Genomic DNA, 22118 nt, shown 5'->3' on the forward strand with positions numbered 1-22118 from the left:
ATTAAAAAGTAATGATTTTTATTATGGTGAATATATTAAATAGAATCATCTAAATGATGTGCGCTTCATGCCATCTTATGGTTACTCTACTGAAATAGTGCCAATCGAGTTTTTTCTCCGAGATGAATTTCCAATGCGACAGCACGCTCCTTTCCTATATTAAGTGGTATGCCAAATCGTGTTATATCAACACCTGCATGGCGGAGTAAACGTTCAATCGGGACTGTCGTTACAGTTACGTATTTATCTATACCGTTTTCATCCGCGAACGTAACGATTTTTCTCATCGCATCCATCGCGCGTTGAGCAAAGCCAAAATGGTTGTTGTTATCTGTTTCAATTGCAAACCTGCTCAACTCCCATACTCGCTCACTTACAGGGGCTAAAACGCCATGTAACAGTTCGGGGAAGGTATCTTTCAACATATATGGACCTTTAGTTGGCAATAAACGCCAGCAACCGCAGACGCGGTCAGTATTATTACGGATCACCATATAGTAGGGGTCAAGAGCATCGTAGCCATCGATCTCCATACCACTTAATATCGGAACTTCCCAGCCCATACGATCCTTAAATATTTTTGCCCTTAATTGATGAATATCTCTCAGTTCAGTTTTATTGAAATTATTACGTGGCTCAATTCTGATATTTGTTTCCATATGAAATATTTCCTGAAATTATTTGCATTAACATTTATGAGATGCAAGTAATCTATGCTAATTAATTAATCATGGTTACTAGCAAAACTACTAGGGAAAGAGAATATCATGTTAAATTACACTTCAATATTCTTATAAAATGTCCATCACTAAAGCTAAATAATGAAATAAATGCGAATAAAAACAGGAGGGTAGTACCAAGTTTATCGAAATAAACTTTAAATAACTTATTGAAATTAATACATAAATTAAAAATTTAATTCTGGTTAACAACCCTGCAAAGACATTCATAACCGAGTGAAAATTGACATGTAGGGGACGGATATCCTTATTGTTAGAGACTCTCTGTTGACTACCTATCAACTTTGCTAGTATCCCCTTAGAACACGTTTTGTTTTAATAGCATTATTGACTTTTAATCTGGCAGTAAGCAATACGTAGTACAGTCCAGATGCTATGAATGATGAGAAATAGGATTAGGGGTTTAAATATGAATGTAACAAATAATCCATATTATAAGCGAGCTTTGATTACCGGTGGAACCGGTGGTATTGGTAAACCAATTGTAAAAAGACTATGTGACGATGGTTTTTCACCCATTATTATTTCTCGTTCGACAGAACGGTTGACGAAACTGGTCTTGGAGCTTAAAGAACAATATCCTCATCTTGATATTATTAGTGAGGTTTGTGATATCTCAGTTCCTCATGACGTGAAGACTCTTTTTAAAATTTTAAATGAGCGTAGTATCGAAATTAGCATATTAGTTAATGGTGCCGGTATTTCAGGTGGAGGAATTACATCTAAAATTAGTGATGAATTATGGTTGAACGTTATGAATACTAACTTAAATGGCATGTTCTATGTGACACGGGAATTACTACATTTAAACATGATAAAACCTGGCGGACGTATAATTAACATTGCTTCAACGGGGGGGAAGCAGGGAGTTATTTATGGTTCACCCTACTGCGCATCCAAGCATGGCATGGTGGGATTCACTAAGGCGCTGGGCCTTGAACTGGCACGTAATAATTCAGGTGTCACAGTTAATGCGGTGTGTCCAGGTTTCGTCGAAACAGAAATGGCTGAACGAGTCAGAGAACACTATGCCGCTATTTGGGATGTAGAGGTGGAGGAGGCGCGATGCCGTATTGAAGAACGTATCCCTATTGGTCGATATATCACGGTAGAAGAAGTAGCCGCCATGGTGTCATATCTTTCTTCACCTCTTGCCAGCGGTGTTACTGCCCAAGCGATAAATGTTTGCGGTGGGCTAGGAAATTATTGACTTTACTTGGAGGTCAATATGGGCGGCTGGACTGATATATGGATCTCGAGAATAAAAGATACAGATGAAGTCTCGATACTTGCGCTGTTGCGAGAAGAAGATCGTGAACGTTACGAAAAAATTATTCCGCCTAAACGGAAACGAAATTTTGCATTTCGACGAGCAGTATTAAATTTTGTTTTACAGCATTATGTAAAAAAATACTCTATTAAACGCGATGCTAATGGTAAGCCTTATGTTGTATCTAGTGACAGTGAAAATATTTATTTTAATAGTAGCTCGTCAGCAGGATTATGTGTAGTTGCTGTTTCAGTGGAAGTGATCGGTGTCGATCTTGAGGTCAGGCATCAATCAGTGGACCTGGTCAGTATTTGTGAAAAATATTTACCAATATTTAGTGAGTTGAGCGACGTGTGGAAAGAAAGTCGAATCGTTAAGCAATTAGCGATGTGTACTTGGTGTCGTATGGAGTCATTCGTCAAACTCAATGGGTTGACTTTACATAATGTATTATTTGGCCAGAAAAATAAATCAGAGAGATCCAGCTCGGATATTATTATTTCAGGAAATGACTTTGTCTGTGCTGTATCACAATTTGGATATGTTGAGTTAAATAAAATTTATCACGTTGGTTTCGAGAAAATTCATCATGAGTGAGTTAAAGCGAATTATTGACTTGAGTGTAAGTATCGATCCGGATTTTTGGGAGCCGGAACCTGTAACGAGAAAAATTGTTAATCACCAGGATGGCGCAGATAAGCTAGGTAAGAGTTTTTTGCATTTCCAGGTAATGAGTTTTTGGCGACGTTGCTGGATGAAACTCGTAAAACCAGCTCGGCATTATATCGACCACCGGGATTTCCCCGATGGTATGGGATTGTCATTAATGACTTATAGCCTGACGACTCATACCGGAACACATATCGATGCTCCCTATCATTATGGTTGGCATGCAGGTAAAGAGGACGAACAAAAAACTATCAGTGATATTCCGTTATCTTGGTGTTATGGGCGAGGTGTTTTACTTGATTTTTCAGATCGGCATGATGTGATTGACGCGGAAAATATACAACAGCAATTGGCTCGCATAGGGCATAAACTGGCTGCCGGGGATATTGTTCTAATAAATACCGGTGCTTATAAAAATATGGGGAAACGCGAGTATTTTACGGCTTATCAGGCGATTGATACCAGTGCGTTGGCTTGGCTTATTGAACGTGGTATTCGCGTCATCGGCACCGATGCTTTCAGCTTTGACCGCCCATTCTGTGAAATGATTGCTGATTATAAGCACTCGGGAAATAAAGATGTTTTATGGCCTGCCCACTTTTTTGGCAGGGATCATGAGTATTTGCAGATCGAGCGCTTAGGTAATCTTGAAGAGTTACCAAGTACTACCGGATTCCAGATTTGTTGTTTCCCAATCAAGTTGGAAAATGCCGATGCTGCATGGAGTCGGGTAGTAGCTATTATTGATTGAGGAAAGTATTAGCTAACGTGTAAATGAATTTTAAAAATCGAGAATTGCAATGACTGCGATAAATAATGAAGATGTAATGCAGATGAAGCCTTATCCAAAAAAATGCTATTTACCTTTTGTTTTATATCCACCAGGTATGCATAAAAATATGGAGGGTGGTGATTTTGTCACCAATCACATTAATATGGATCAAGAGGGTGTTGATTTTACGCTATATATAGGAGTGCCATTTTGTCGTACCCGATGTAAATCGTGCCCTTATTTTATTAAGATATTGCCAGAGAATGATAAACATAATCGTGAAGATAGCTATGTTGATGCTTTACTCAAAGATATGAAGAAATGGTCGGCTTTTAGAAAATTTGGTGAGGGTACGCTAAAAAGTATTTTCATAGGTGGAGGGACAGGGAGTATTTTAAAAACAATCAATCTAAAACGCATTGTTGATGCTGTATTTGAGAATTTTAAAGTTGATACAGATTACGAATTTACCCTGGAAGGTAATGCCCGTGACTTTGATGATGAAAAAATAGCTTATGTCGCAGGTTCACGTATTAATCGCTTGAGCTTGGGGGTACAGTCTTTCCACCCAGAGATCTTGGCGGTAGTAGGTTCACCCCATGCGGCACAGGACAGCGCGAGAGTTATCCGGGCGTTCCAGGAGCGAGGATTGACTAATATTCAAATGGATTTGATGTATAACATGCCGGGCCATACATTGGATATTTGGAAAAGCGATCTAAAAACGCTCAATGAACTGGGGGTACCACACTTTACCATTTATTTGTACCGGATCCATAATGATACACCGCAAAGCCAACTGATCAATCGTGGAAAAATTCAACCACCGGTAAATCCGGAAAATACGATGGTTAAGGCCATGTATCGTGAAGCGAAAAAAATGGCTGAGGATATGGGGTATCAGATGTATATGATGGACCATTTTTGTAAGCCGGGTTATGAAAATAAATATAATCACTCAAATTGGAAGGTTGATAATGAAACCTTGGCCATTGGCCCAGGCTCATACAGTTACTTTGACGGTTATCGCCTTGGCACTGAGTCTGATGTAGAAAAGTATATTGAATACGTAAATCGGGGGGAATTTCTCATAAGTTCTGTAACGGATCTTATGTCCGGGCGTGTACAACGTGAGCGGCATGTTGTCTTTGCCCTGGTCTATTTCAAAATAGAATATAAATTTTACCGAAATAAATTCGGCACGGATTTTCTTGACGATTTTTCTGAAGAGATTAGACGATTAGAACGTAAAGGATTGGTCGAGTTAACAGATGATTGCATGCAGCTTACTGAGCTTGGTTTAATCTGGCATGCAAACGTGATTCTGGAATTCTTTAACCCTGCATTTTGGGGAGACACAGATTCTCTAAATGAGAAAAACTGGTCACTGAATGGAGTTATGGTGGAAGTTGGATCGCGTGAGCGCTCATATTGGTTGGGAGATAAAAATGATATCTCCCCCTTATTTTAAGTTAATAATGCAAAGGAAATAGACTATGTCTCAGAATGTTAAATTTATCGCCTCGTATCAAGCAACAACTCATGCTTCAGTAGACAATGTTTGGGCTCTTTGGGCCGATGTTAATAATTGGAAAGAATGGGATTCAGGTATTAAGCATTCAGAACTTCTCACCCAGTTCTCAGCAGGAAACTCGTTTTCCCTGACCCCGCAAGGTGGTGAACCTATTCCTGTTACATTAAAAACAGTAACTCCGGGTAAAGAGTTCTCCGATGAGGCCGTACTACCTTTTGGAGTGCTGCGTAATATTCATCGCATTGAACAGCTTGGGCAGAAAATTACTGTCACACATGAGGTTCATGCGGAGATTAAGCCGGACGCGTCTGGCTTCTTTGGTAAAGAGATTTGGCCGCATATGCAGTGTGGTTTGCCTGAGTCAGTAAACAATATTATTTCTCTGGCAACTCAGAAGTAAATAAGTAATCGGCTTGATTAAATGATTGGGCCGATTAATCTCAAAGAGGAAAGTTACGATGACCAAGTATTGGTGTGGCGTTGTATCCCGAGAACATATTAAATTCGGTGAACAGGGCGGTTTCTGTCAGGTATGCCATGGAAAGCGCGCACCATTGGCCAGAATGGCCGTGGGGGATGGCATTGTTTTTTATTCTCCCGTTCTGCGATTCAAGGAAAAAGAGAAGTGCCAGAGCTTTACCGCTATTGGTACTGTTGTTGGAGAGGAAACCTACCAATTTCAGATGGCCCCCTCATTTGTGCCCTATCGACGTGATGTTGCTTATCAGCCTTGTTTTGATGCTCCTATCCACCCTTTGCTTGATAAACTTAGCTTCACTGCAGGGAACAGTAACTGGGGGTATAAATTCCGCTTTGGTCACTTTGAAATTACGCCCGGCGATTTTTTATTGCTAGCGAAAATTATGTTGCCACATAATTCACAAGCTGTTCTTACACCGGTTAATTCTATATCCGTGGGCCAAAATCTGGATTTATTTACCAAGTAAAGCAAGCGACAGCAATATTCTGTCATGAACGCTATTTAGTTATTCTCCCATAAATCATTAATGTTGGACGCATTATGCAGACAAAAAAAGTCGTCATTACGGGTCTTGGGGTGATAGCACCCAATGGGACTGGTATTGAAAAATTTTGGAGCAACACTCTTCAAGGGATTTCTGGAATCAAATCCTATGAATGGGGAAAACGTTTTGGTTTTAAGAGTGCTTCTATTGGCCAGGTAGATGATTTCTCACCGTTTCTGTATGACATTGCCGAGCGACAAATTCAGAGTAGTGGCCGTTACCTACAATTTGCTCTGGCTGCGGCCAACATGGCTGTAGCAGATGCGGGTTTGCAGATTAGTGAGATAGAACGCACCCGTTTTGGCGTGATGGTTGCCAGTGCTATTGCTGATGCTGCCACCATGGAAGAGAACCTGTTGTTGATGACCGACAACGGTACTGAAGATGTTAATCCTTACTGGGTGGACAGAAAATTCTACGACAATCTGGACTTTGGTATCGCAGCTTCCTCTATAGCCAGAAAGTATGGTGCGCTGGGGCCGGTTTCCAATTTGTCGACGGGCTGTACAGCGGGGCTTGATGCCTTGGGATTTGCCTTTGAACAAATCCGCAGTGGTAAAGCTGATGTCATGATCGCCGGTGCGAGCGAAGCGCCACTGTGTCCGCTGTCCATAGGGGCGTTCGAAGCACTTGGCGCATTATCAACGCGTGATTGTAGCGACAAAACAAAGGCGTCTTGCCCGTTCTCTGCTGAGAGGGATGGATTTGTGATCGCCGAAGGATGCGGCATTTTTATCCTCGAAGAATATACACATGCACTGCGGCGTGGGGCAAAAATCTATGCGGAAGTGGCAGGATATGCATCGGTCAATAATGCCTATCACATGACCGATCTGCCACCAGATGGTGAGGCACTAGCGAAGTGCATGTATGCCGCGCTTGAAGATGCAAACTGTGATCTTAATGCTATCGACCATATTGGCGCACATGGCAGCTCGACAGCCCAAAATGATGCCAATGAAACTGGAGCCATTAAACGTGTCTTTGGTGACCGAGCTTTTCAGATCCCTGTGAATTCGCTTAAGGCGATGACGGGTCATGCCTTGGCCGCAGCCAATGCTATTGAACTGGTTGCCATGTGTCTGGAAATACAACACCAGATGGTCTATCCGACGATTAATTACCATCAGATTGATCAAGAGTGTGACCTCGACTATGTGCCTAACGAAGCGAGGGTGGTCTCTATTCGTTCGGCTATCAAATTAAGCAGTGGATTCTCGGGGATCCACAGTGCTGTTGTCCTGCGGACGGTATAAATTATGAATAAACGCGTTGTTATCACAGGAGTCGGTGCGCTGAGTGCTCTTGGGCATACGATTGATAGCATTTGTGCCAACTCACCTGAACAGAATGGTATTCACCGGCGCGACCCATCGGCATATTTACGCGTCGCTGACTTTGATGGTGCCGGGGTGATAAATGGTCGTTTGAAACGCAAATTGGATAACTTTACGTTTTATGGTTTGTGTGCGGCGGATATGGCGTTGAAAACAAGTAGGGTGCTTGATAACGATATTGATTTATCCAGGATAGGGATATTTGTTGGTAACTGCCTGGGGGGTTGGGGATTTGCCGAGCCGAAAATCAAAAGTCTGCATACTGAAAGTGTGGAAGCGATGGGGCCATATGTCGCTACCGCTTGGTTCCCTGCTGCCCTGCAAGGACAAATCTCACTGCAATATGGATTAAAAGGATATTCCAAAACGTTTTCGGCCAGCAATGTCGCAGGCTTACAGGCAATTGGTTATGGCGTTGAAGCTATTCAGCACGGGCGCGCTGATGTCATTCTTTGCGGGGCATCAGAAGATCTTTCAAGCTCGTATATACGCGCAATACTGGACCGTAGCATTGAACCGTGTGAAGGGAAAACCTCGGTGTTTGGAGATGAAACACCGACAGCGTTTAGCGAAGGTGCCGCTTTCTTGGTCTTAGAAGAATATGAAAGTGCCAAAGAAAGAGGTGCAACCATATACTGCGAAGTCAGCGGGTTCGCCGATCATTTTTGCGCCGATGGTAAAGATGTCAACTTTGTGCTCAAGAATAATGCATTAAATGCCATCAGCCATCCTGATTCCCCTTATCTATTCTTGACGGATGCTGCTTTTGAAGCAGAAACCGAAAGTATGAATTGTCTCCACAACGACATCCGGGCACCGCTTTATATCGCTTCTGGCCGTGAGCATTTCGGCAATATGTTTGCCGTCTCTGGCGTGATGGAAACGGCATGTGCGGCCCAGGATCTCAGTCATGGTGCTACCCATCCCCAGCGCTTTGATGCCTGTGGCGATCTTTCCCTATCCTTTAATAAAGTGCTGGTTCGTCGAATTAGCAAGCAAGGTAGTGTTTCAACGTTGAGTCTGGCTTCGGTATAAGCCAGTTCAGGTAGTTGTGATCTTTTTAGCCTTTAAAGCCACATTACGGTTGGCTGCTTAAGATATATCAATGATTAGTAACAGGAGAGTAAATAATGCAAGACCCAATCTTTGTACAACTTAAAGCACTCATTTCGGCTTATATCGACGTCGCGGAAGATGAATTGGATATGAATGCTGATCTCGATTTGGTGTATGACATGGACTCGACTGAAATGACCGAGTTTGCAAAAGAAGTTGAAAATAAATTTGGCATCCCAGCCTTGAAGTCTGAGCGTAGCTCTTGGGAGAGTGGTCAGGCGATTTATGCGTTTATCCTTGCCAGGCAGGCGGATAACCGCGTTTGCGCCTAGGGCTGATATCATTCTGCATGGAGGCTTTTTATGAAGCTCATTTGGTTGTTTCAGAATGCTGATGATGTCATGAGTAATAAAACGGCATTTGTGACGCCCAATCGAACCTATACCTATGGTGATATTTGCAAGGCCGTGGCACACACCATTCATAACTTGAGGCATTTGGGCGTGCGGCGCGGACAGCAAGTGGTGTTGATCCCTGAACATGACGAAAGCGCCGTCGTATTTATGGCTGCTGCCAGTGCGATTGGTATTCAGATTGTCATGCCGTATAACCTGCAAAATGCGGCGATATTGGAGTGGGCGAATATTATCCAGGCAGTAAACCCTGACCATGTGGTTTATCTGCGCCGGGATAAGGCTGTAGAAGAATTACAACAGGTAGTGGTTGAAGGCACCCACATTATAGAATTGAGTGCATTTGTTGGGCATGGCGGAGAAAACGACGAAGATATTATCGATATTGTTGTTGAAAGTCCTGATCCGGTCGAAAATTTCTTAGTGTTATTTACCAGTGGTACCACTGGTAAAGCCAAAGCCGTCAGTATTTCAGAATCGCTGGTCTGCAAGCGCGTAGCTTCTGTATCGAGACAGTTAAAATTTAGCGCAGATGCCCGTATTTTCATGTCTGGCTTAATGAATAACACGACGGGGGTTATTTTCTCTTTCGGCGCTTTGTTGCATGACGCCACACTCGTTTTTCCTCATGGTAGGGTGATGGAGCAATGGCCGCAGCAAGTTGAGCACCATCAAATTACTCACATGATGCTACGGCCGGTTGCACTGCGTCGATTTGTGGAAGGGGCACGAGAGTGTGGTGCTGATTTGAGTAGTCTGCGCGTTATGGCCTATGGCGCGGCGGCACTGCCGAAAAAACTTCTCGAAGAAGCCAGAGTGCTTATTCCTTGCGAGTGGGCACAGGGGTATGGCCTAAGTGAAACATTTGGCCCGTTTTGTTGGTTGACCGAAGACGACCATCAACGAAAGCTCTATGAACAATATATCTATTGTGTTGGACGGCCCGACGATTCCCTGGACGTATCATTGCATTTTTCTGATGCTGCGCAAAACAGCGTTGGGGAGGTGGTATTACGTGGGACTGGCTTGATGGCAGGATATTTTGATATTGCGTCGGATCAGGTTCAACCGGTCGGTGAGTATTTCCATACGGGTGACTATGGCCATTTTTCAAATAATGGGGAACTGATCCTTAAGGGGCGAATCAGCAATACTATTTTGAGCAAGAATGGCCACCGTATCTACCCAGAAGAGGTTGAAAGTGTCGTCGCAGAGATAGTGGGGGTGAAGGAAGTCTTGCTGCTGAGCATTCCGACGGCTAATAACCTGGGTAATACACCGGTTGTCTGTATCTATGGCCCACTGACTCAGGAGAGCGATGAGGTCATTGGCCGGGCTGTTTCGACGCAGCTTGCTATACAACTCAGCGAGGAGAAATGGCCCGATTATGTGTTCCCGAGCCGTTTCCCTTTCCCCAAGAGTAGCAATGATAAAATAATTAAAGGCGAAGTGCTAAAAGGCATTGATACAACAGCATTAATTCCGGTTTCTGTCATGGAGGACACAGCATGAAATATACACAAGCGAATTCAGTAATTTGTAATGCACCGCAAGCTACGGTTTATTCCCTGATCTGCAACTCTCAGCAGTGGCCGCAGCTTTTTGAACCTTGTATTGCAGTGGAAACGTTGGCCCGTAATGAGAGAGAGGAACAGATACGGGTAACCGCCCTGGTCGGTGGTGAGCAAATGACTTGGGAATCACGGCGGGTATTTCGTAAAGAAATTTATGGTATCGACTCTACGATCGTGAAGCCCATGTTGTTCGTTAAAAATATGTCTACTACCTGGCGGGTGATCGCACTCAACCAAACTCAGAGTCTGATTGTATTGGAACATGATTATACTCTTGTTGATGAGGTTCCTGAGCACCTTGACGAGGTAACCACGCGTGAGCAAGCGGCGACATTTGTTGCTAATGCGATAGAAGCTAACTCCACTAAAGAGCTGGGCAACATCAGGGACGCAGTGCAGAGACCAGATTCTGTTGCACAGCGATCGACTTCGCATTCTATCATTTGTGAGGCCTCGGCCGCGGAGGTGTACGGTACTATTGCCGATGTAAGTAATTGGCCAAAGATTTTTGATGCCTGTATCTCGGCCGTGGTACAGGAACGTGCGGGGAATGCTGAATGCGTGCGAATTGAAGCTTGGCAAAATGGTCTGGCGGTGGGTTGGGATACGCAGCGTAGCTATTTTGATGACATTTTCAGAATTGACTTTTTCCTTCCTGTCCCAATGCCATTCCTAAAGGAAATGAGCGGCCAATGGCGAGTTATCCCACTCGATGAGCGGCGCTGTATTCTAAATGTTACTCGGGATTTTGCACTGCTTGATGATATTTCAGATATACGTGTAGATATCACTACGCATGAACAGGCAAGCGAGTTAATTAATCGCTTTATTGATGATAATGCGGGGAGTGAAATGTTGGCGGTTAAAGAGTTTGTGGAAAAAAAGGATACGACACTATCGTCTTTTACTACCCATTACTCATTACCCTTTGCTCCTGAAGAGTTTTACTCTCTCTTATCTGATATCCGTCAATGGCCAGATATCTTGCCTCATTGTAATGATGTAAAGGTTATTTATGAGGATACTAAATATCAGGAGTTTGTGATGGAGATTATCGGGGCTGGTGGTAATGAGCATTTCCGAAGCATTCGGCAATGCGATCGTGATACGCTGACAATTTCGTATTTCCAGCCTGAACCTCCTGCGATGCTGAAAACCCATAGTGGCCGCTGGCTGGCCCGTGCCACCGCCAATGGCACTGAACTTATTGCTGAACACTCGGTGCATATAGATCCTGAACGTTGCGGTGTCTTGTTTTCTGATGATGATATTCAGCGTAATAAGCAACGCATCAAGGCCTTGATCATGAAAAATAGCCAGGCAACGGTCGATGCGTGTTGTCACTGGTTGCTCAACAGGAGGGCAGCATGAAGCCAGCCCTTAAACCGGCTCGCCTGCCTGAGCCTTTGTATCGCCTGTGCGCCTATTTCTTGCCACGACTCATGTTCTTGCGTTCGGAACATGGGGCGCAGATCCATTGGGGTGACATTGCGATCGCTCTGCAAGACTTCCCGGCCGAGTTACAGGATCTTGGTTCAGCTGAGTTTTGGCAAGAGTGGATGCAACGCTGGAGTCGGTTGGGCCATGACTATGTCACTCTGGCAAATGAAAGCTGCTCGGTCGCTGGTGCCAGTTCGGCATGGCGCAGCGCAGCGGCGTGTTTTCACTGGGCAGAGTTTATGTATTTCTCCGATCCCGTGTGGAAAACGCAGATGCGCCAGAGGGTGAAAGAGTGTTTTATGCGGAGTCTGGAACATACGGAACTGTCGTTGTGTTCAGGGGAGTTTATGCATGGCGAGGTGCGGATTCCCTATTATCTGGTTCTGCCCGCCCAAAAAGTCGTTAGTGAAACCGCCTGGCCATGTGTGATTCTGTCTAATGGATTGGATTCGGTGACAGAAGTGGAGGTATTCGCCTTTGCTGAACAATTTCTTGCTCGTGGTATCGCGGTCTTTATGTTTGATGGGCCAGGGCAAGGGATCAATGTCGGTTGCAATCCTATTGATATGCAGTTTGAAACCGTAGTGCAGCAGATTATTACGCGCTTGAAGACTGAACCTGCCGTAGACACTGACAGACTGGGTTTTTTTGGTATCAGCTTCGGTGGTTATCTTGCGCTACGTGTTGCTCGCTACCTGGGGCAACAGTTTCAGGCTGTGGTCAATTTATCGGGTGGGCCACGCCTCTCACCTTACGTCACGCTGCCCCGCCGGCTGAAAGAGGATTTCCGTTATGCTTTTATGGGGGGCGATGCCATTGAAATGCAGAATATTTTCGACCAGCTAGCTCTGACCGTACAGGAGCAAAGTACGACGGACATTTTGTCAATTCATGGTGCGCTGGATGATATATTTCCGGTGGCGGCGTTAGAGGATATGCACCAGGCTTTGGGAGATCAACACCCGCTTAAAGTCTACCCATCGGAGGCGCATGTTTGTCTGAATTATATTAATCAATATAGTATTGAGGTTGCTGATTGGCTAGCACAGAAGTTGGCTAAGTCCGTTGGTTAATCGAGAAATTTTCATTCTAACCTATCATGCGGTTCGGCTTTTTATTTTTTGCATCTAAAGATTATTTTTATTTAATTATGGTCTTCTCTGTATATTAATTTTTTGGTGAGAGAAATGAATCATTTTACAAAAACTCGATTTGCTCTGATTTATTTCAGCATGTTTTCCTTTATTGGAATACACATGCCATTTTGGCCAGTATGGCTGGAGTATAAAGGTATTTCCCCATCAGGTATTGCCGTCCTAACGGCATTATCATTTGCCTTGAAAATTGTTTTTACCCCGGCGGTATCAAAAATTGTCGATCGCTCTGGGCAGCGACGGGAGGCAGTCATTATTCTGGCCTGTGGGCTTTTCGCCAGCATAATAATATTTTCTCAAACGGACAGTTTTATTCCTATCCTGTTGTTGACGATATTGAGTTTTGCCTGTTGGTCACCAGTTATGTCACTGACTGAGAGTTTGGCTACGGTAGCGTCCAGAGAGCAAAAGTTTGATTACGGAAAAGTGCGACTTTGGGGCTCGGTCGGGTTTATGGCTGTGGCTATATTTTCAGGTAAATTGTTGGAGCGCTTTGGTGAGCCTGCTCTGCTATGGTCTATTTGCGGCGTGGCTGGCCTGTTGTTCATTTCCTCATGTCTGCTGCCAAAAGTTCCTGTGTCGATGGTAAAGAATCAGGATGTTAATACCTCTGTCTTTTTCAGAAGTAAGTGGTTTGTCTGTTTCTTGATCGCGGCCACTCTAATTCAGGGCAGCCATGCTGCATATTATACTTTCGGTTCCATTCACTGGCGTACTGAAGGATTGTCGGATCAAATCATCGGGATACTTTGGGGTAGCAGCGTGGCGGGGGAGGTGATGGTATTCGCCTTTGGGCGGTTGCTGCTCTCCCGATTAGGCTCTATTAATGTATTAGCTATCGGCGGAGCTGCAGCGGCATTACGCTGGCTGGTGATCGGCAGTACCGATGATCTGTTTTGGCTGTTGATTGCACAATGCTTACATGCATTGTCCTTTGGCGCCAGTCATTTTGCCGCGATGCAAATTATTACTGATAGAGTAGATGCCTCGTTGTCATCAACGGCACAAGGTATTTATTCCGCCTTTTCTATGGGGCTTGGTATGGGGGTGTTTGTACTGCTCTCTGGGCCGCTCTATGCATCTCTGTTGGGCGGTACGTTTTACGTCATGTCTGCTGTGTCGCTCTTGGGTACAGCCTTTTTGCTGCTGCTGAGATCGGCGCAGATGAATAAAATTTCACTCAGTAATCCCCCTCAGACCACGGAACAGGTGACACCTGGTACTGCTTGAAGCTTTTAACATTGACTAATAAGGAATAAAGGTATGACATTACAAAAAACGGATAAAAAAGTAGCGCTTGTTACCGGCGGTTCTGGCGGTATTGGCAGTGAGCTGGTGCGCCGCCTGGCAGCAACCGGGATATCTGTCGTATTTACCTATGCGACAGCAGAAAAGGAAGCCAGTAATGTTGTTGCCTCAATTAAAGCCAATGGAGGAGAGGCGAACGCCATTCATGCCGATATCAGCCAACTGGATGATATCGCCGCTCTGTTCCATTTTGTCCAGGATCAATATGGGCAGCTTGATTATGTTATTAATAACGCGGGCGTGATTGTGCCCGGCCCTATAGCGGGGGTTACCAATGAACTGTATGAAAAAGTGTTTGATGTCAATGTGCGTGGAGCCTTGTTCATACTGCAAGAGGCGGCAACCCTACTGCGTAATGGGGGGCGTATTATCAATATCTCATCAACAATGGTAGCCGCACCGATTGCTGGTTCCGCACTCTACGCTGCGAGCAAGGCAGCATTGGAGTTGTTTAGTCGAGTTTTGGCAAAGGAAGTAGGTGCCAGAGATATTACCGTTAATAGCTTAAGACTTGGTGCCACTATACCGGGAATGTTTGCTAAAGCCCCACCAGAGCGGCAAGCGGCTTTTGCCGCAGCATCGCCATTTAATCGTCTTGGAGCGCCACAGGATGTCGCAGATGTCGTGGCTTTCTTGTTGAGTGAGGGAGGGCGCTGGATCACCGGGCAGACTATTACCGTTGATGGTGGTGCGACCTGATATAAACCAGGCCCACATTATTAATCAGCGCAGCGGCTCTTTGCTGCTGTGCTGAGTTAGCTTAATCGCCTAAGACTGTTCCATCGATATTCTGTATTTTTTTAAAAGCAACACTTAAGATTTCGGTGCGGGTATAGTTTGAGTAAAAAGTGCTGCTGTAAATGAAGGCGATTATACTTTTTATTATCAGGGTAAAATTAATAATAAGTTAAGAATGCAAGTCAAAAAATGTAATTCTAGTGTTTAATCTGTTGTTGGATTATTAAATGATTTCTATTTAACTTTGTCTGTAAAAGAAATTGACAATCAAAGTTACGTTCTTGACGGCAATATGTAAGGGAATTCCAGTTTAGTTACAGGTGTTAGCAATTAAGCTTTCAAGCTTGATTGGTTAAATTATTTTAGGATGGGCAGCCCTCTTTTCATGGTTTTTATTTTTTCTCTTTCATCTGCGAATATTTGATGAATCTCATCACGAATCTTCCTTTTGTATTATCTATCGCCTGAATTATAGTTGTCGATTTTAATCTTTTTTGAACCTTGAGTGATCGGTCTCCAGCCTTCTCTCATTTTTTATCTGTTCGGCTATCTGAGTCATCGGATTACGTGCGCCTAAGTAATCTATCCCATAAAATGATGACATATCATACTCGTATTCATTGGCGTCTCTTTTAGTTGAGTTTGCTTTCCTCGGACTACTAATAATTATTTTTTATTTGGTTATATTTATAAAGATTACTTGATAATATTTTCCCGTTTTTCAATGCGCTTATTCTTCTAAAGGGAGTTGAATGTTTTTTTCTTCCCTATAGTCTGCATTGGTTAGCGATGGATCAAATTCAATTTCAATATTATAATCGGATGCATTAACTCTGTTCGCTACGTTAATGTCAAAATAAAATGCAGCCCAATCATTAGGCTCAAGGGTAACAACAACGTGCTGCTGTGATGCTCATTCAACCATTCGTGTTGTTTCTTTGGCGAGTAGTTTCGTTACACGCCATAAGAAAAAGTAGCTACTGTGGTCAAGGCTGCTGCAACTTCTGTCATTTGTTTCTCTCATTTATCAAAATTGGCTAATTAAGATAATCAACAGATTTTATCTCTGCATGATGGGGCGAGAATTGTTCGTTTTTCTGTCCTGCCATGGAGGTGCAAACTGAGGTACAAGGTGGGTGACAGCGTGAAGAAGCGTTAACCGGAAGGGCAGGCTTGCATCAACTAGCGACTTCCCCTAATCTGGCAAAAAGTAAAGAAATTCATTCTACATGACTCGGGGTGCCCTTCCTTGTGAAGGCTGAGAAAGACCCGTACCACCTGATCTGGATAATGCCAGCGTAGGGAAGTCAAATGCCTGGCCGCATTCGTCTTCCGATCGCCGGCCAGGAGTGTTTAGTATGCATCAGCCCCTTCCCGTTTCTGGCGCAATCGTCGCCGAATACCTCTCCCTATTTCGCCAACAAGCACCGTTGGTGCACTGTATGACCAATGATGTGGTGCAAAGCTTTACTGCGAATGTGCTGCTGGCACTTGGCGGTTCTCCTGCCATGGTGATCGAGGCTGAGGAGGCTGCACAGTTTAGTGCGATCGCCGATGGTTTGCTGATCAATGTAGGAACCTTAACCCGAAGCCGGGCCGATGCGATGTTAAGCGCAGTCGGTGCCGCTGTTAATGCCAATACGCCCTGGACGCTTGATCCGGTTGCGGTAGGCGGTTTGACATTCCGCAGTGAGTTTTGCCGGCGTTTGCTGGTGTCGAAGCCGGCAGCGATACGCGGCAACGCGTCGGAAATATTGGCTTTGTCGGGGAATGTACAGCATGGGCGCGGTGTAGACAGCCAGCATCAGGCTGAGGCAGCCATCGCCGCCGCCACACAGCTTGCCCGGCAGACCGGTGCGGTGGTGGTGGTCACCGGGGCTATCGACTATGTCACCGATGGTGAACAGTTGCTGCAGGTAATGGGCGGCTCACCGCTGATGACGCGTGTGGTCGGCACCGGTTGTGCGTTATCCGCTGTTGTTACGGGTTTTACGGCATTAGCGGGCGATCGCTTGTACGCAATTGCCAGTGCCTGCCGGGTAATGTCCTGTGCAGGCGAGCGAGCGACCGCGCGGAGCAGTGGGCCGGGGAGTTTTGCCCCGGCGTTTCTGGATGAATTATGGCAGTTGGATGCGGAGGTGTTGGCATGAAACGCATTAATGCACTCACCATCGCTGGTACCGATCCCAGCGGCGGCGCCGGTATCCAGGCGGATTTAAAGGCTTTTTCGGCACTCGGCGCTTATGGCACCAGTGTGATTACCGCGCTGGTGGCGCAGAACACGCACGGCGTACAGTCGGTTTACCGTATTGACCCTGAATTTGTTGCCGCACAGCTCGATTCCGTGCTCTCGGATGTTCGTATCGATAGCGCCAAAATAGGTATGCTGGCGGAGAGCGATATCGTTGAGGTCGTCGCGGAACGTTTACAACAGGCGGCACTGCCGTATGTGGTGTTGGATACCGTCATGCTGGCGAAAAGCGGTGATCCGCTTTTGTCTGAACGCGCCATCATCACCCTGCGCCAGCGCTTGTTACCGCAGGTATCGTTGATTACGCCAAATCTGCCTGAAGCCGCGGCTTTGTTGGAATGCGGTATTGCAAAAAATGAGCATGAGATGCGGGTACAGGGAAGGGCGCTGCTGGCAATGGGTTGCCAGGCGGTGCTGATGAAGGGAGGCCATCTTAGTGAGCAAGAGAGCCCGGACTGGTTGTTTACCGCCAGCGAGGAACGACGTTTTACCGCCCCCCGCGTATTGACGCGCCACACGCATGGTACCGGATGCACACTATCGTCGGCGCTGGCGGCATTGCGCCCGCGTCATCGTGACTGGGTACAGACAGTGCAAGAGGCGAAAAGTTGGTTGCAGGGTGCGTTACAACATGCTGATACATTGGAAGTCGGGAGCGGAATCGGACCGGTACATCATTTTTATCGTTGGTGGTAGCGTAACGTTAACGTTGCACTTTTTACTGCGGACGGGTCTGAAAAATGGAGTCAGCAATTTGCCTTTGCAGGGCGATCGGGTGCAGGCTAAGGGAGTCGGAACGTTTCGGCAATCGGGCTGAAGGGTTGTGACGCTTATTCACTTCTCAGGAGCTAGCATGACGGACATCGTACAGTTATTGGGCAAAGAAGCTGACCAACTTCTGCAACATCGCTGCATGACCATTCCCGCGGAAAGCCTCTATCTACCTGGCGCGGATTATGTCGACCGGGTGATGATTGATAACAATCGCTCCCCTGCGGTGCTACGCAATATGCAAACTCTCTACAACACCGGACGCCTGGCTGGAACGGGATACCTCTCTATCCTGCCCGTCGATCAGGGCGTCGAACATTCAGCGGGTGCCTCTTTTGCCGCAAATCCGCTTTACTTTGACCCAAAAAACATCGTTGAACTGGCGATTGAGGCCGGATGTAACTGCGTGGCATCGACCTATGGTGTACTGGCGTCGGTGTCGCGTCGTTACGCCCATCACATTCCTTTTATGGTTAAGTTGAACCACAATGAAACGCTAAGTTATCCGACGCAATATGATCAAACCCTATACGCCAGCGTGGAGCAGGCATTTAATCTGGGGGCGGTCGCCGTGGGGGCAACGATCTACTTTGGTTCCGAACAGTCGCGGCGCCAGATTGAGGAGATTTCCGTGGCGTTTGAACGTGCGCATGAATTAGGTCTGGTCACCGTACTCTGGGCGTATCTGCGCAACAACAGCTTTAAAAAAGACGGCACGGATTATCACTCCAGTGCCGACCTTACCGGACAAGCTAACCATCTTGCCGCGACCATCGGTGCCGATATTGTTAAGCAGAAAATGGCGGAAAATAACGGCGGTTACAACGCGGTGCAATTCGGCTATACCGATGAGCGCGTTTACAGCAAGCTGACCAGTGAAAACCCGATTGATTTGGTACGTTACCAGTTAGCTAATTGCTATATGGGACGTGCAGGGCTGATAAACTCCGGTGGTGCCGCCTCGGGTGAGACCGATATCGCCGAGTCTGTTCGTACCGCGGTGATTAATAAGCGCGCGGGCGGTATGGGGCTGATTTTGGGGCGTAAAGCGTTTAAAAAATCGATGAAAGAGGGCGTAGCGCTGATTAATTCTGTGCAGGATGTGTATCTTGCCAAAGAGGTGACTATTGCTTAGGGCCAACCCGGCAAACAGGGTATTTTGTGCATTGGCCGATGCGGGTTCTCTCCTGGATCCGCGCTAAGTGAACGACCACCCGTCTTTGTTATTCCTGAATGGGGTTTCGTTCATTTCCGGATGACCGTGCAGGGCCGGTTAGCGCTGGCCCTGCACCTGCGTCGTCGCCTTGATGCCGCCCGAATGATTTAGGGTATAAATGCTTTTCCTGAAACGGCAGGAGGTTGAGGTAACCAACCATCCGGCCCCTTAAACGCTGCAATGATTAAGGTTGTTCAAACCAGTCGCTATTCTGCTCGGCAATCGGCGTAATGGAGAAAATCATCTCCTGCAAATGCCGCCGCAGCGCCGTTTCGGCAGCATCGGCATCGTTATTGACCAGCGCACGATAAATTTTCTCATGCTGTTCAATCAAACTTTCCGGTGGAGAAACTTCGCTTAGCGTTAAAAAGCGCACACGGTCCATGGCGGCTTTGATGTTTTCAACCGTTTCCCATGCCAGCTCACACTGAATGCTTCTGGCTATCAGACGATGGAACTCATCATCCAGCAGTAGAAATGCATGACTGTCATGGCGGCCTGCTGCCATTTTTTGTAGCTGAAGATTGTGCTCAAGCTCCATTAGCGAGGCAGGGGTGGCTTCCCGTGCTGCGCGGCGCACAACGGCAACCTCTACCGCCTCGCGGATAAAGCGCCCATCAGCCACGCGTTGGGCGGAGATTTTGCGCACAAAGGTACCGCGTTGGGGCAGCACCTGCACCAGCCCGGACTCAGCCAGTTTGATAAAGGCTTCCCGAACCGGCTGGCGTGACACATTAAAACGCGTGGAAACCTCTTTTTCCGATAGTAACGCGCCGGGGTGAATGGCACAGGTGACAATATCCTGACGCAAAAAACGGTAAATCTGCTGATTTACAGGCTCGCTGGCGGTAATAATGTAGGGTATCGACATTCGGCAACATCCATTTTTACGGCTGACGAGACAGTCAACCTGGCCTAAAAACCTTCAGTCTAAACAGCCCGCTGCATCAGCGCCAGCGCTTTTCCAGCCTGTACAATCAGTACGTTGCGATAAGCTGTTTCACCGTCTCTTTTGCACCCAGTGTGCATAGCTGTTGATAAAAATGGATTACACGGGCAGTGAAAAGGGCATTGGCATTCAGGTCATGACCAAAAATAGCTTCAATTGACAGCAGTGCGCGAACGCGCGCGCTGCCTTCTTTGCTTTTCGCGACGCGTTGTGCCAGTTCATCCTTTAACGGATCGTTGATGACAATGGCCCCACCTTGCTCATCTCTACCGCTGACATAGCGTATCCAGCCTGCCACTCCCAGCGCTAACAGATCAAAGCGGCTGCCGCGCTGCACATGCCAGCGAATGCTGTCCAGCCAGCGCTGGGGCAATTTTTGGCTGCCGTCTGTGGCTATCTGATACGTGCGATGCTTAATTGCGCGGTTTTGATAGCGGGCAATCAACGAATCGGCGTAAGCGGTTAAATCCACCGTTGGGGTATGCAGTGTCGGGGCTTGTTCCGCCAGCATTAGCTGACGTGCAGCACGGCGGTAATGCGCATCATCCATGCAATCACTAATGTGCTGATAGCCGGCAAGGTAACCCAGATAAGCTAAAAAGGAGTGGCTGCCATTGAGCATTCGTAGCTTCATCTCTTCAAATGGCAGCACATCGGCCACCATTTCAGCACCGGCTTTTTCCCATTCAGGACGCCCGCTGACGAAGTTATCTTCAATTACCCACTGAAAAAAAGGCTCGCATACCACCGCAGCAGGATCGCGGGTGCCCAGTTTTTGCTCCAGCATCGCAAAAGTTTCTGGTGTCATAGCAGGCACGATGCGATCGACCATAGTCGAGGGAAAACTGAGATGTTGCTGAATATAGGTTGCCAGTCCTGCATCCTGCTGTTGCGCCAGTTGTACAATAACTTTGCGCGTGACGTGGCCGTTTTCCGGCATGTTATCGCACGACATGACGCTGAAAGGGGCAAGGCTACGTTTGCGGCGGCGGACGATTGCCGCCAGAATAACGCCCGGTAGTGAGATGGGTGTGTCAGGATGCGCTAAATCATGCTGAATGGCCGGATGCTCAAGATTAAGCTCGCCGGTTGCCGGAAGGTGACAATAGCCTTTTTCGGTGACGGTCATTGAGATAATAGCAATGTCTGGCTGGCTCATTGCCTCAATAACGGCATCGATCCCTGCGCTTTGCGCATGAATCGCGTCAGTTACGACGCCAATAACCCGTGTTGTTAAACGCTGATCAGCCATTTCAGTGACCGTATACAGCAAGGACTGTGCCTGTAGAACGTTAATCAGCTCCCCACTGTTGAGATTGACCTCACAGTAGCCCCAGTCACTGCCGTGTTCATTAGCCAGCTTGTCGCTGCAAACCGCCTGGTGCGCACGATGAAAAGCACCGAAGCCGATATGTAACATCCGGGTACGTAACGTGCTGCGGTCATAGCGTGGACGCAGCGCATCAAGCGGAAGGTTTTCGACGGATAACATAGGAAATCCTTGTAGCAAAGGGCGCGTAATGCCGACCATATTACAACTGTCTGATGTATGGGCCCGGCCTGATGAGGGTCGGATATTATGCCCGCTACTGTGCAGTTTGGCGTATGGCGGCGAACAGGTGTGCTGGCTTCAGACCGAAACCCGCGTATAACTGGATTTGGGGCTTTAATCAGGTACGGCACCAGCAGCGCACCTAACCCGGCAATCATACCGCCAGCACAGACGCGCTGTTACATTGCCCCGTATATTGCGCGATAAAATGGATACAGACAGTAACCCGGCGGCAGATGTGACCTTTTTTACCGTACCGGCCTGGGCCACACAAATCGCGGCTGCCAGCAATGAGACAGCCAGCACAATATTTTAGTTTTCCTGAACCTTAATCGCTTATCTGTAATCT

20 protein-coding genes, 1 pseudogene and 1 riboswitch are annotated in these 22118 nt (G+C 46.5%); of the genes and pseudogenes, 17 read left to right on the forward strand and 4 right to left on the reverse strand.

Annotation, left to right across the window (positions count from 1 at the left end; genetic code table 11):
* Positions 1–86: 86 nt before the first annotated feature.
* Positions 87–659 (reverse strand): acyl-homoserine-lactone synthase, encoded by a 573-nt coding sequence (locus J1C60_RS06665; RefSeq protein ID WP_128175794.1) that lies wholly within the window; start codon positions 657–659, stop codon positions 87–89.
* A 490-nt stretch (positions 660–1149) separates the two neighbouring features.
* Here J1C60_RS06665 and J1C60_RS06670 point away from each other — a divergent pair, with 490 nt between their 5' ends.
* The 17 genes from J1C60_RS06670 (at position 1150) to fbaB (ending at position 19187) form a co-directional block, all read left to right on the forward strand.
* Positions 1150–1950, forward strand: a complete 801-nt coding sequence (locus J1C60_RS06670; protein ID WP_128175796.1) for an SDR family NAD(P)-dependent oxidoreductase — start codon at positions 1150–1152, stop codon at positions 1948–1950.
* 18 nt (positions 1951–1968) lie between these two features.
* Positions 1969–2607 carry a 4'-phosphopantetheinyl transferase family protein gene (locus J1C60_RS06675; RefSeq protein ID WP_128175798.1) on the forward strand — a complete coding sequence of 213 codons (639 nt, stop codon included), beginning with the start codon at positions 1969–1971 and terminating at the stop codon, positions 2605–2607.
* Positions 2600–3430, forward strand: a complete 831-nt coding sequence (locus J1C60_RS06680) for a cyclase family protein (RefSeq protein ID WP_128175800.1) — start codon at positions 2600–2602, stop codon at positions 3428–3430. The genes J1C60_RS06675 and J1C60_RS06680 overlap by 8 nt, the downstream gene beginning before the upstream one ends.
* A 49-nt stretch (positions 3431–3479) precedes the next feature.
* Positions 3480–4922, forward strand: a complete 1443-nt coding sequence (locus J1C60_RS06685; protein WP_128175802.1) for a coproporphyrinogen-III oxidase family protein — start codon at positions 3480–3482, stop codon at positions 4920–4922.
* Between the two features lie 25 nt (positions 4923–4947).
* Positions 4948–5385, forward strand: coding sequence for an SRPBCC family protein (locus J1C60_RS06690; RefSeq protein ID WP_128175804.1), 438 nt, complete (start codon positions 4948–4950; stop codon positions 5383–5385).
* A 58-nt stretch (positions 5386–5443) separates the two neighbouring features.
* Entirely contained in the window at positions 5444–5932 is a 489-nt protein-coding gene (locus tag J1C60_RS06695) for an EVE domain-containing protein (RefSeq protein WP_128175806.1), read from the forward strand.
* Between the two features lie 74 nt (positions 5933–6006).
* A complete protein-coding gene (locus J1C60_RS06700; RefSeq protein WP_128175808.1) occupies positions 6007–7266 on the forward strand; it encodes a beta-ketoacyl-[acyl-carrier-protein] synthase family protein in 1260 nt (419 codons plus the stop codon).
* A gap of 3 nt (positions 7267–7269) precedes the next feature.
* Positions 7270–8382 (forward strand): beta-ketoacyl synthase N-terminal-like domain-containing protein, encoded by a 1113-nt coding sequence (locus tag J1C60_RS06705; protein WP_128175810.1) that lies wholly within the window; start codon positions 7270–7272, stop codon positions 8380–8382.
* 95 nt (positions 8383–8477) lie between these two features.
* The gene (locus J1C60_RS06710) at positions 8478–8735 is read left to right on the forward strand and encodes an acyl carrier protein (RefSeq protein ID WP_128175812.1); all 258 of its coding nucleotides are present in this window, start codon (positions 8478–8480) and stop codon (positions 8733–8735) included.
* A gap of 30 nt (positions 8736–8765) precedes the next feature.
* Complete coding sequence (locus J1C60_RS06715) at positions 8766–10328, forward strand: class I adenylate-forming enzyme family protein (protein ID WP_128175814.1); 1563 nt, start codon at positions 8766–8768, stop codon at positions 10326–10328.
* Positions 10325–11761: an SRPBCC family protein gene (locus J1C60_RS06720; protein WP_128175815.1), complete on the forward strand. Its 1437-nt coding sequence runs from the start codon at positions 10325–10327 to the stop codon at positions 11759–11761. Before J1C60_RS06715 ends, J1C60_RS06720 begins: the two co-directional genes overlap by 4 nt.
* The gene (locus J1C60_RS06725; protein ID WP_128175817.1) at positions 11758–12903 is read left to right on the forward strand and encodes an alpha/beta hydrolase family protein; all 1146 of its coding nucleotides are present in this window, start codon (positions 11758–11760) and stop codon (positions 12901–12903) included. Before J1C60_RS06720 ends, J1C60_RS06725 begins: the two co-directional genes overlap by 4 nt.
* A gap of 114 nt (positions 12904–13017) precedes the next feature.
* Complete coding sequence (locus J1C60_RS06730) at positions 13018–14214, forward strand: 3-phenylpropionate MFS transporter (protein ID WP_154324751.1); 1197 nt, start codon at positions 13018–13020, stop codon at positions 14212–14214.
* Positions 14215–14247: 33 nt separating this feature from the next.
* Positions 14248–14991 (forward strand): SDR family oxidoreductase, encoded by a 744-nt coding sequence (locus J1C60_RS06735; protein WP_128178788.1) that lies wholly within the window; start codon positions 14248–14250, stop codon positions 14989–14991.
* A gap of 1264 nt (positions 14992–16255) precedes the next feature.
* Positions 16256–16352, forward strand: a riboswitch (TPP riboswitch).
* Positions 16353–16388: 36 nt separating this feature from the next.
* Positions 16389–17180: a hydroxyethylthiazole kinase gene (gene thiM, locus J1C60_RS06740; protein WP_128178789.1), complete on the forward strand. Its 792-nt coding sequence runs from the start codon at positions 16389–16391 to the stop codon at positions 17178–17180.
* Complete coding sequence (gene thiD / locus J1C60_RS06745; protein WP_128178790.1) at positions 17177–17977, forward strand: bifunctional hydroxymethylpyrimidine kinase/phosphomethylpyrimidine kinase; 801 nt, start codon at positions 17177–17179, stop codon at positions 17975–17977. The genes thiM and thiD overlap by 4 nt, the downstream gene beginning before the upstream one ends.
* Positions 17978–18134: 157 nt before the next feature.
* On the forward strand, positions 18135–19187 hold the full coding sequence (gene fbaB / locus J1C60_RS06750; protein WP_128178791.1) for a class I fructose-bisphosphate aldolase: 1053 nt from the start codon (positions 18135–18137) through the stop codon (positions 19185–19187).
* 265 nt (positions 19188–19452) lie between these two features.
* Here fbaB and J1C60_RS06755 read toward each other — a convergent pair whose 3' ends face one another.
* The 3 genes and pseudogenes from J1C60_RS06755 to J1C60_RS18680 form a co-directional block, all read right to left on the reverse strand.
* Positions 19453–20139, reverse strand: a complete 687-nt coding sequence (locus J1C60_RS06755; RefSeq protein WP_128178792.1) for a GntR family transcriptional regulator — start codon at positions 20137–20139, stop codon at positions 19453–19455.
* A gap of 106 nt (positions 20140–20245) precedes the next feature.
* The gene (locus tag J1C60_RS06760; RefSeq protein WP_128178793.1) at positions 20246–21709 is read right to left on the reverse strand and encodes a mannitol dehydrogenase family protein; all 1464 of its coding nucleotides are present in this window, start codon (positions 21707–21709) and stop codon (positions 20246–20248) included.
* A 240-nt stretch (positions 21710–21949) separates the two neighbouring features.
* Positions 21950–22078: pseudogene (locus J1C60_RS18680) on the reverse strand (MFS transporter); the annotation flags it as partial.
* Positions 22079–22118 lie beyond the last annotated feature (40 nt).

The organism is [Pantoea] beijingensis, assembly GCF_022647505.1.
Taxonomy (GTDB): domain Bacteria; phylum Pseudomonadota; class Gammaproteobacteria; order Enterobacterales; family Enterobacteriaceae; genus Erwinia; species Erwinia beijingensis.

Excerpts from the sequence above, each read along its gene's own strand:
- J1C60_RS06700 (WP_128175808.1), top strand. The coding sequence starts at position 6,007 with ATGCAGACAAAAAAAGTCGTCATTACGGGTCTTGGGGTGATAGCACCC.
- J1C60_RS06685 (WP_128175802.1), top strand. The coding sequence starts at position 3,480 with ATGACTGCGATAAATAATGAAGATGTAATGCAGATGAAGCCTTATCCA.
- J1C60_RS06755 (WP_128178792.1), bottom strand. The coding sequence starts at position 20,139 with ATGTCGATACCCTACATTATTACCGCCAGCGAGCCTGTAAATCAGCAG.
- thiD (WP_128178790.1), top strand. The coding sequence starts at position 17,177 with ATGAAACGCATTAATGCACTCACCATCGCTGGTACCGATCCCAGCGGC.
- J1C60_RS06695 (WP_128175806.1), top strand. The coding sequence starts at position 5,444 with ATGACCAAGTATTGGTGTGGCGTTGTATCCCGAGAACATATTAAATTC.
- J1C60_RS06665 (WP_128175794.1), bottom strand. The coding sequence starts at position 659 with ATGGAAACAAATATCAGAATTGAGCCACGTAATAATTTCAATAAAACT.
- J1C60_RS06690 (WP_128175804.1), top strand. The coding sequence starts at position 4,948 with ATGTCTCAGAATGTTAAATTTATCGCCTCGTATCAAGCAACAACTCAT.
- J1C60_RS06720 (WP_128175815.1), top strand. The coding sequence starts at position 10,325 with ATGAAATATACACAAGCGAATTCAGTAATTTGTAATGCACCGCAAGCT.
- J1C60_RS06730 (WP_154324751.1), top strand. The coding sequence starts at position 13,018 with ATGAATCATTTTACAAAAACTCGATTTGCTCTGATTTATTTCAGCATG.
- thiM (WP_128178789.1), top strand. The coding sequence starts at position 16,389 with ATGCATCAGCCCCTTCCCGTTTCTGGCGCAATCGTCGCCGAATACCTC.
- J1C60_RS06735 (WP_128178788.1), top strand. The coding sequence starts at position 14,248 with ATGACATTACAAAAAACGGATAAAAAAGTAGCGCTTGTTACCGGCGGT.
- J1C60_RS06675 (WP_128175798.1), top strand. The coding sequence starts at position 1,969 with ATGGGCGGCTGGACTGATATATGGATCTCGAGAATAAAAGATACAGAT.
- J1C60_RS06705 (WP_128175810.1), top strand. The coding sequence starts at position 7,270 with ATGAATAAACGCGTTGTTATCACAGGAGTCGGTGCGCTGAGTGCTCTT.
- J1C60_RS06680 (WP_128175800.1), top strand. The coding sequence starts at position 2,600 with ATGAGTGAGTTAAAGCGAATTATTGACTTGAGTGTAAGTATCGATCCG.
- J1C60_RS06715 (WP_128175814.1), top strand. The coding sequence starts at position 8,766 with ATGAAGCTCATTTGGTTGTTTCAGAATGCTGATGATGTCATGAGTAAT.
- fbaB (WP_128178791.1), top strand. The coding sequence starts at position 18,135 with ATGACGGACATCGTACAGTTATTGGGCAAAGAAGCTGACCAACTTCTG.
- J1C60_RS06670 (WP_128175796.1), top strand. The coding sequence starts at position 1,150 with ATGAATGTAACAAATAATCCATATTATAAGCGAGCTTTGATTACCGGT.
- J1C60_RS06725 (WP_128175817.1), top strand. The coding sequence starts at position 11,758 with ATGAAGCCAGCCCTTAAACCGGCTCGCCTGCCTGAGCCTTTGTATCGC.
- J1C60_RS06710 (WP_128175812.1), top strand. The coding sequence starts at position 8,478 with ATGCAAGACCCAATCTTTGTACAACTTAAAGCACTCATTTCGGCTTAT.
- J1C60_RS06760 (WP_128178793.1), bottom strand. The coding sequence starts at position 21,709 with ATGTTATCCGTCGAAAACCTTCCGCTTGATGCGCTGCGTCCACGCTAT.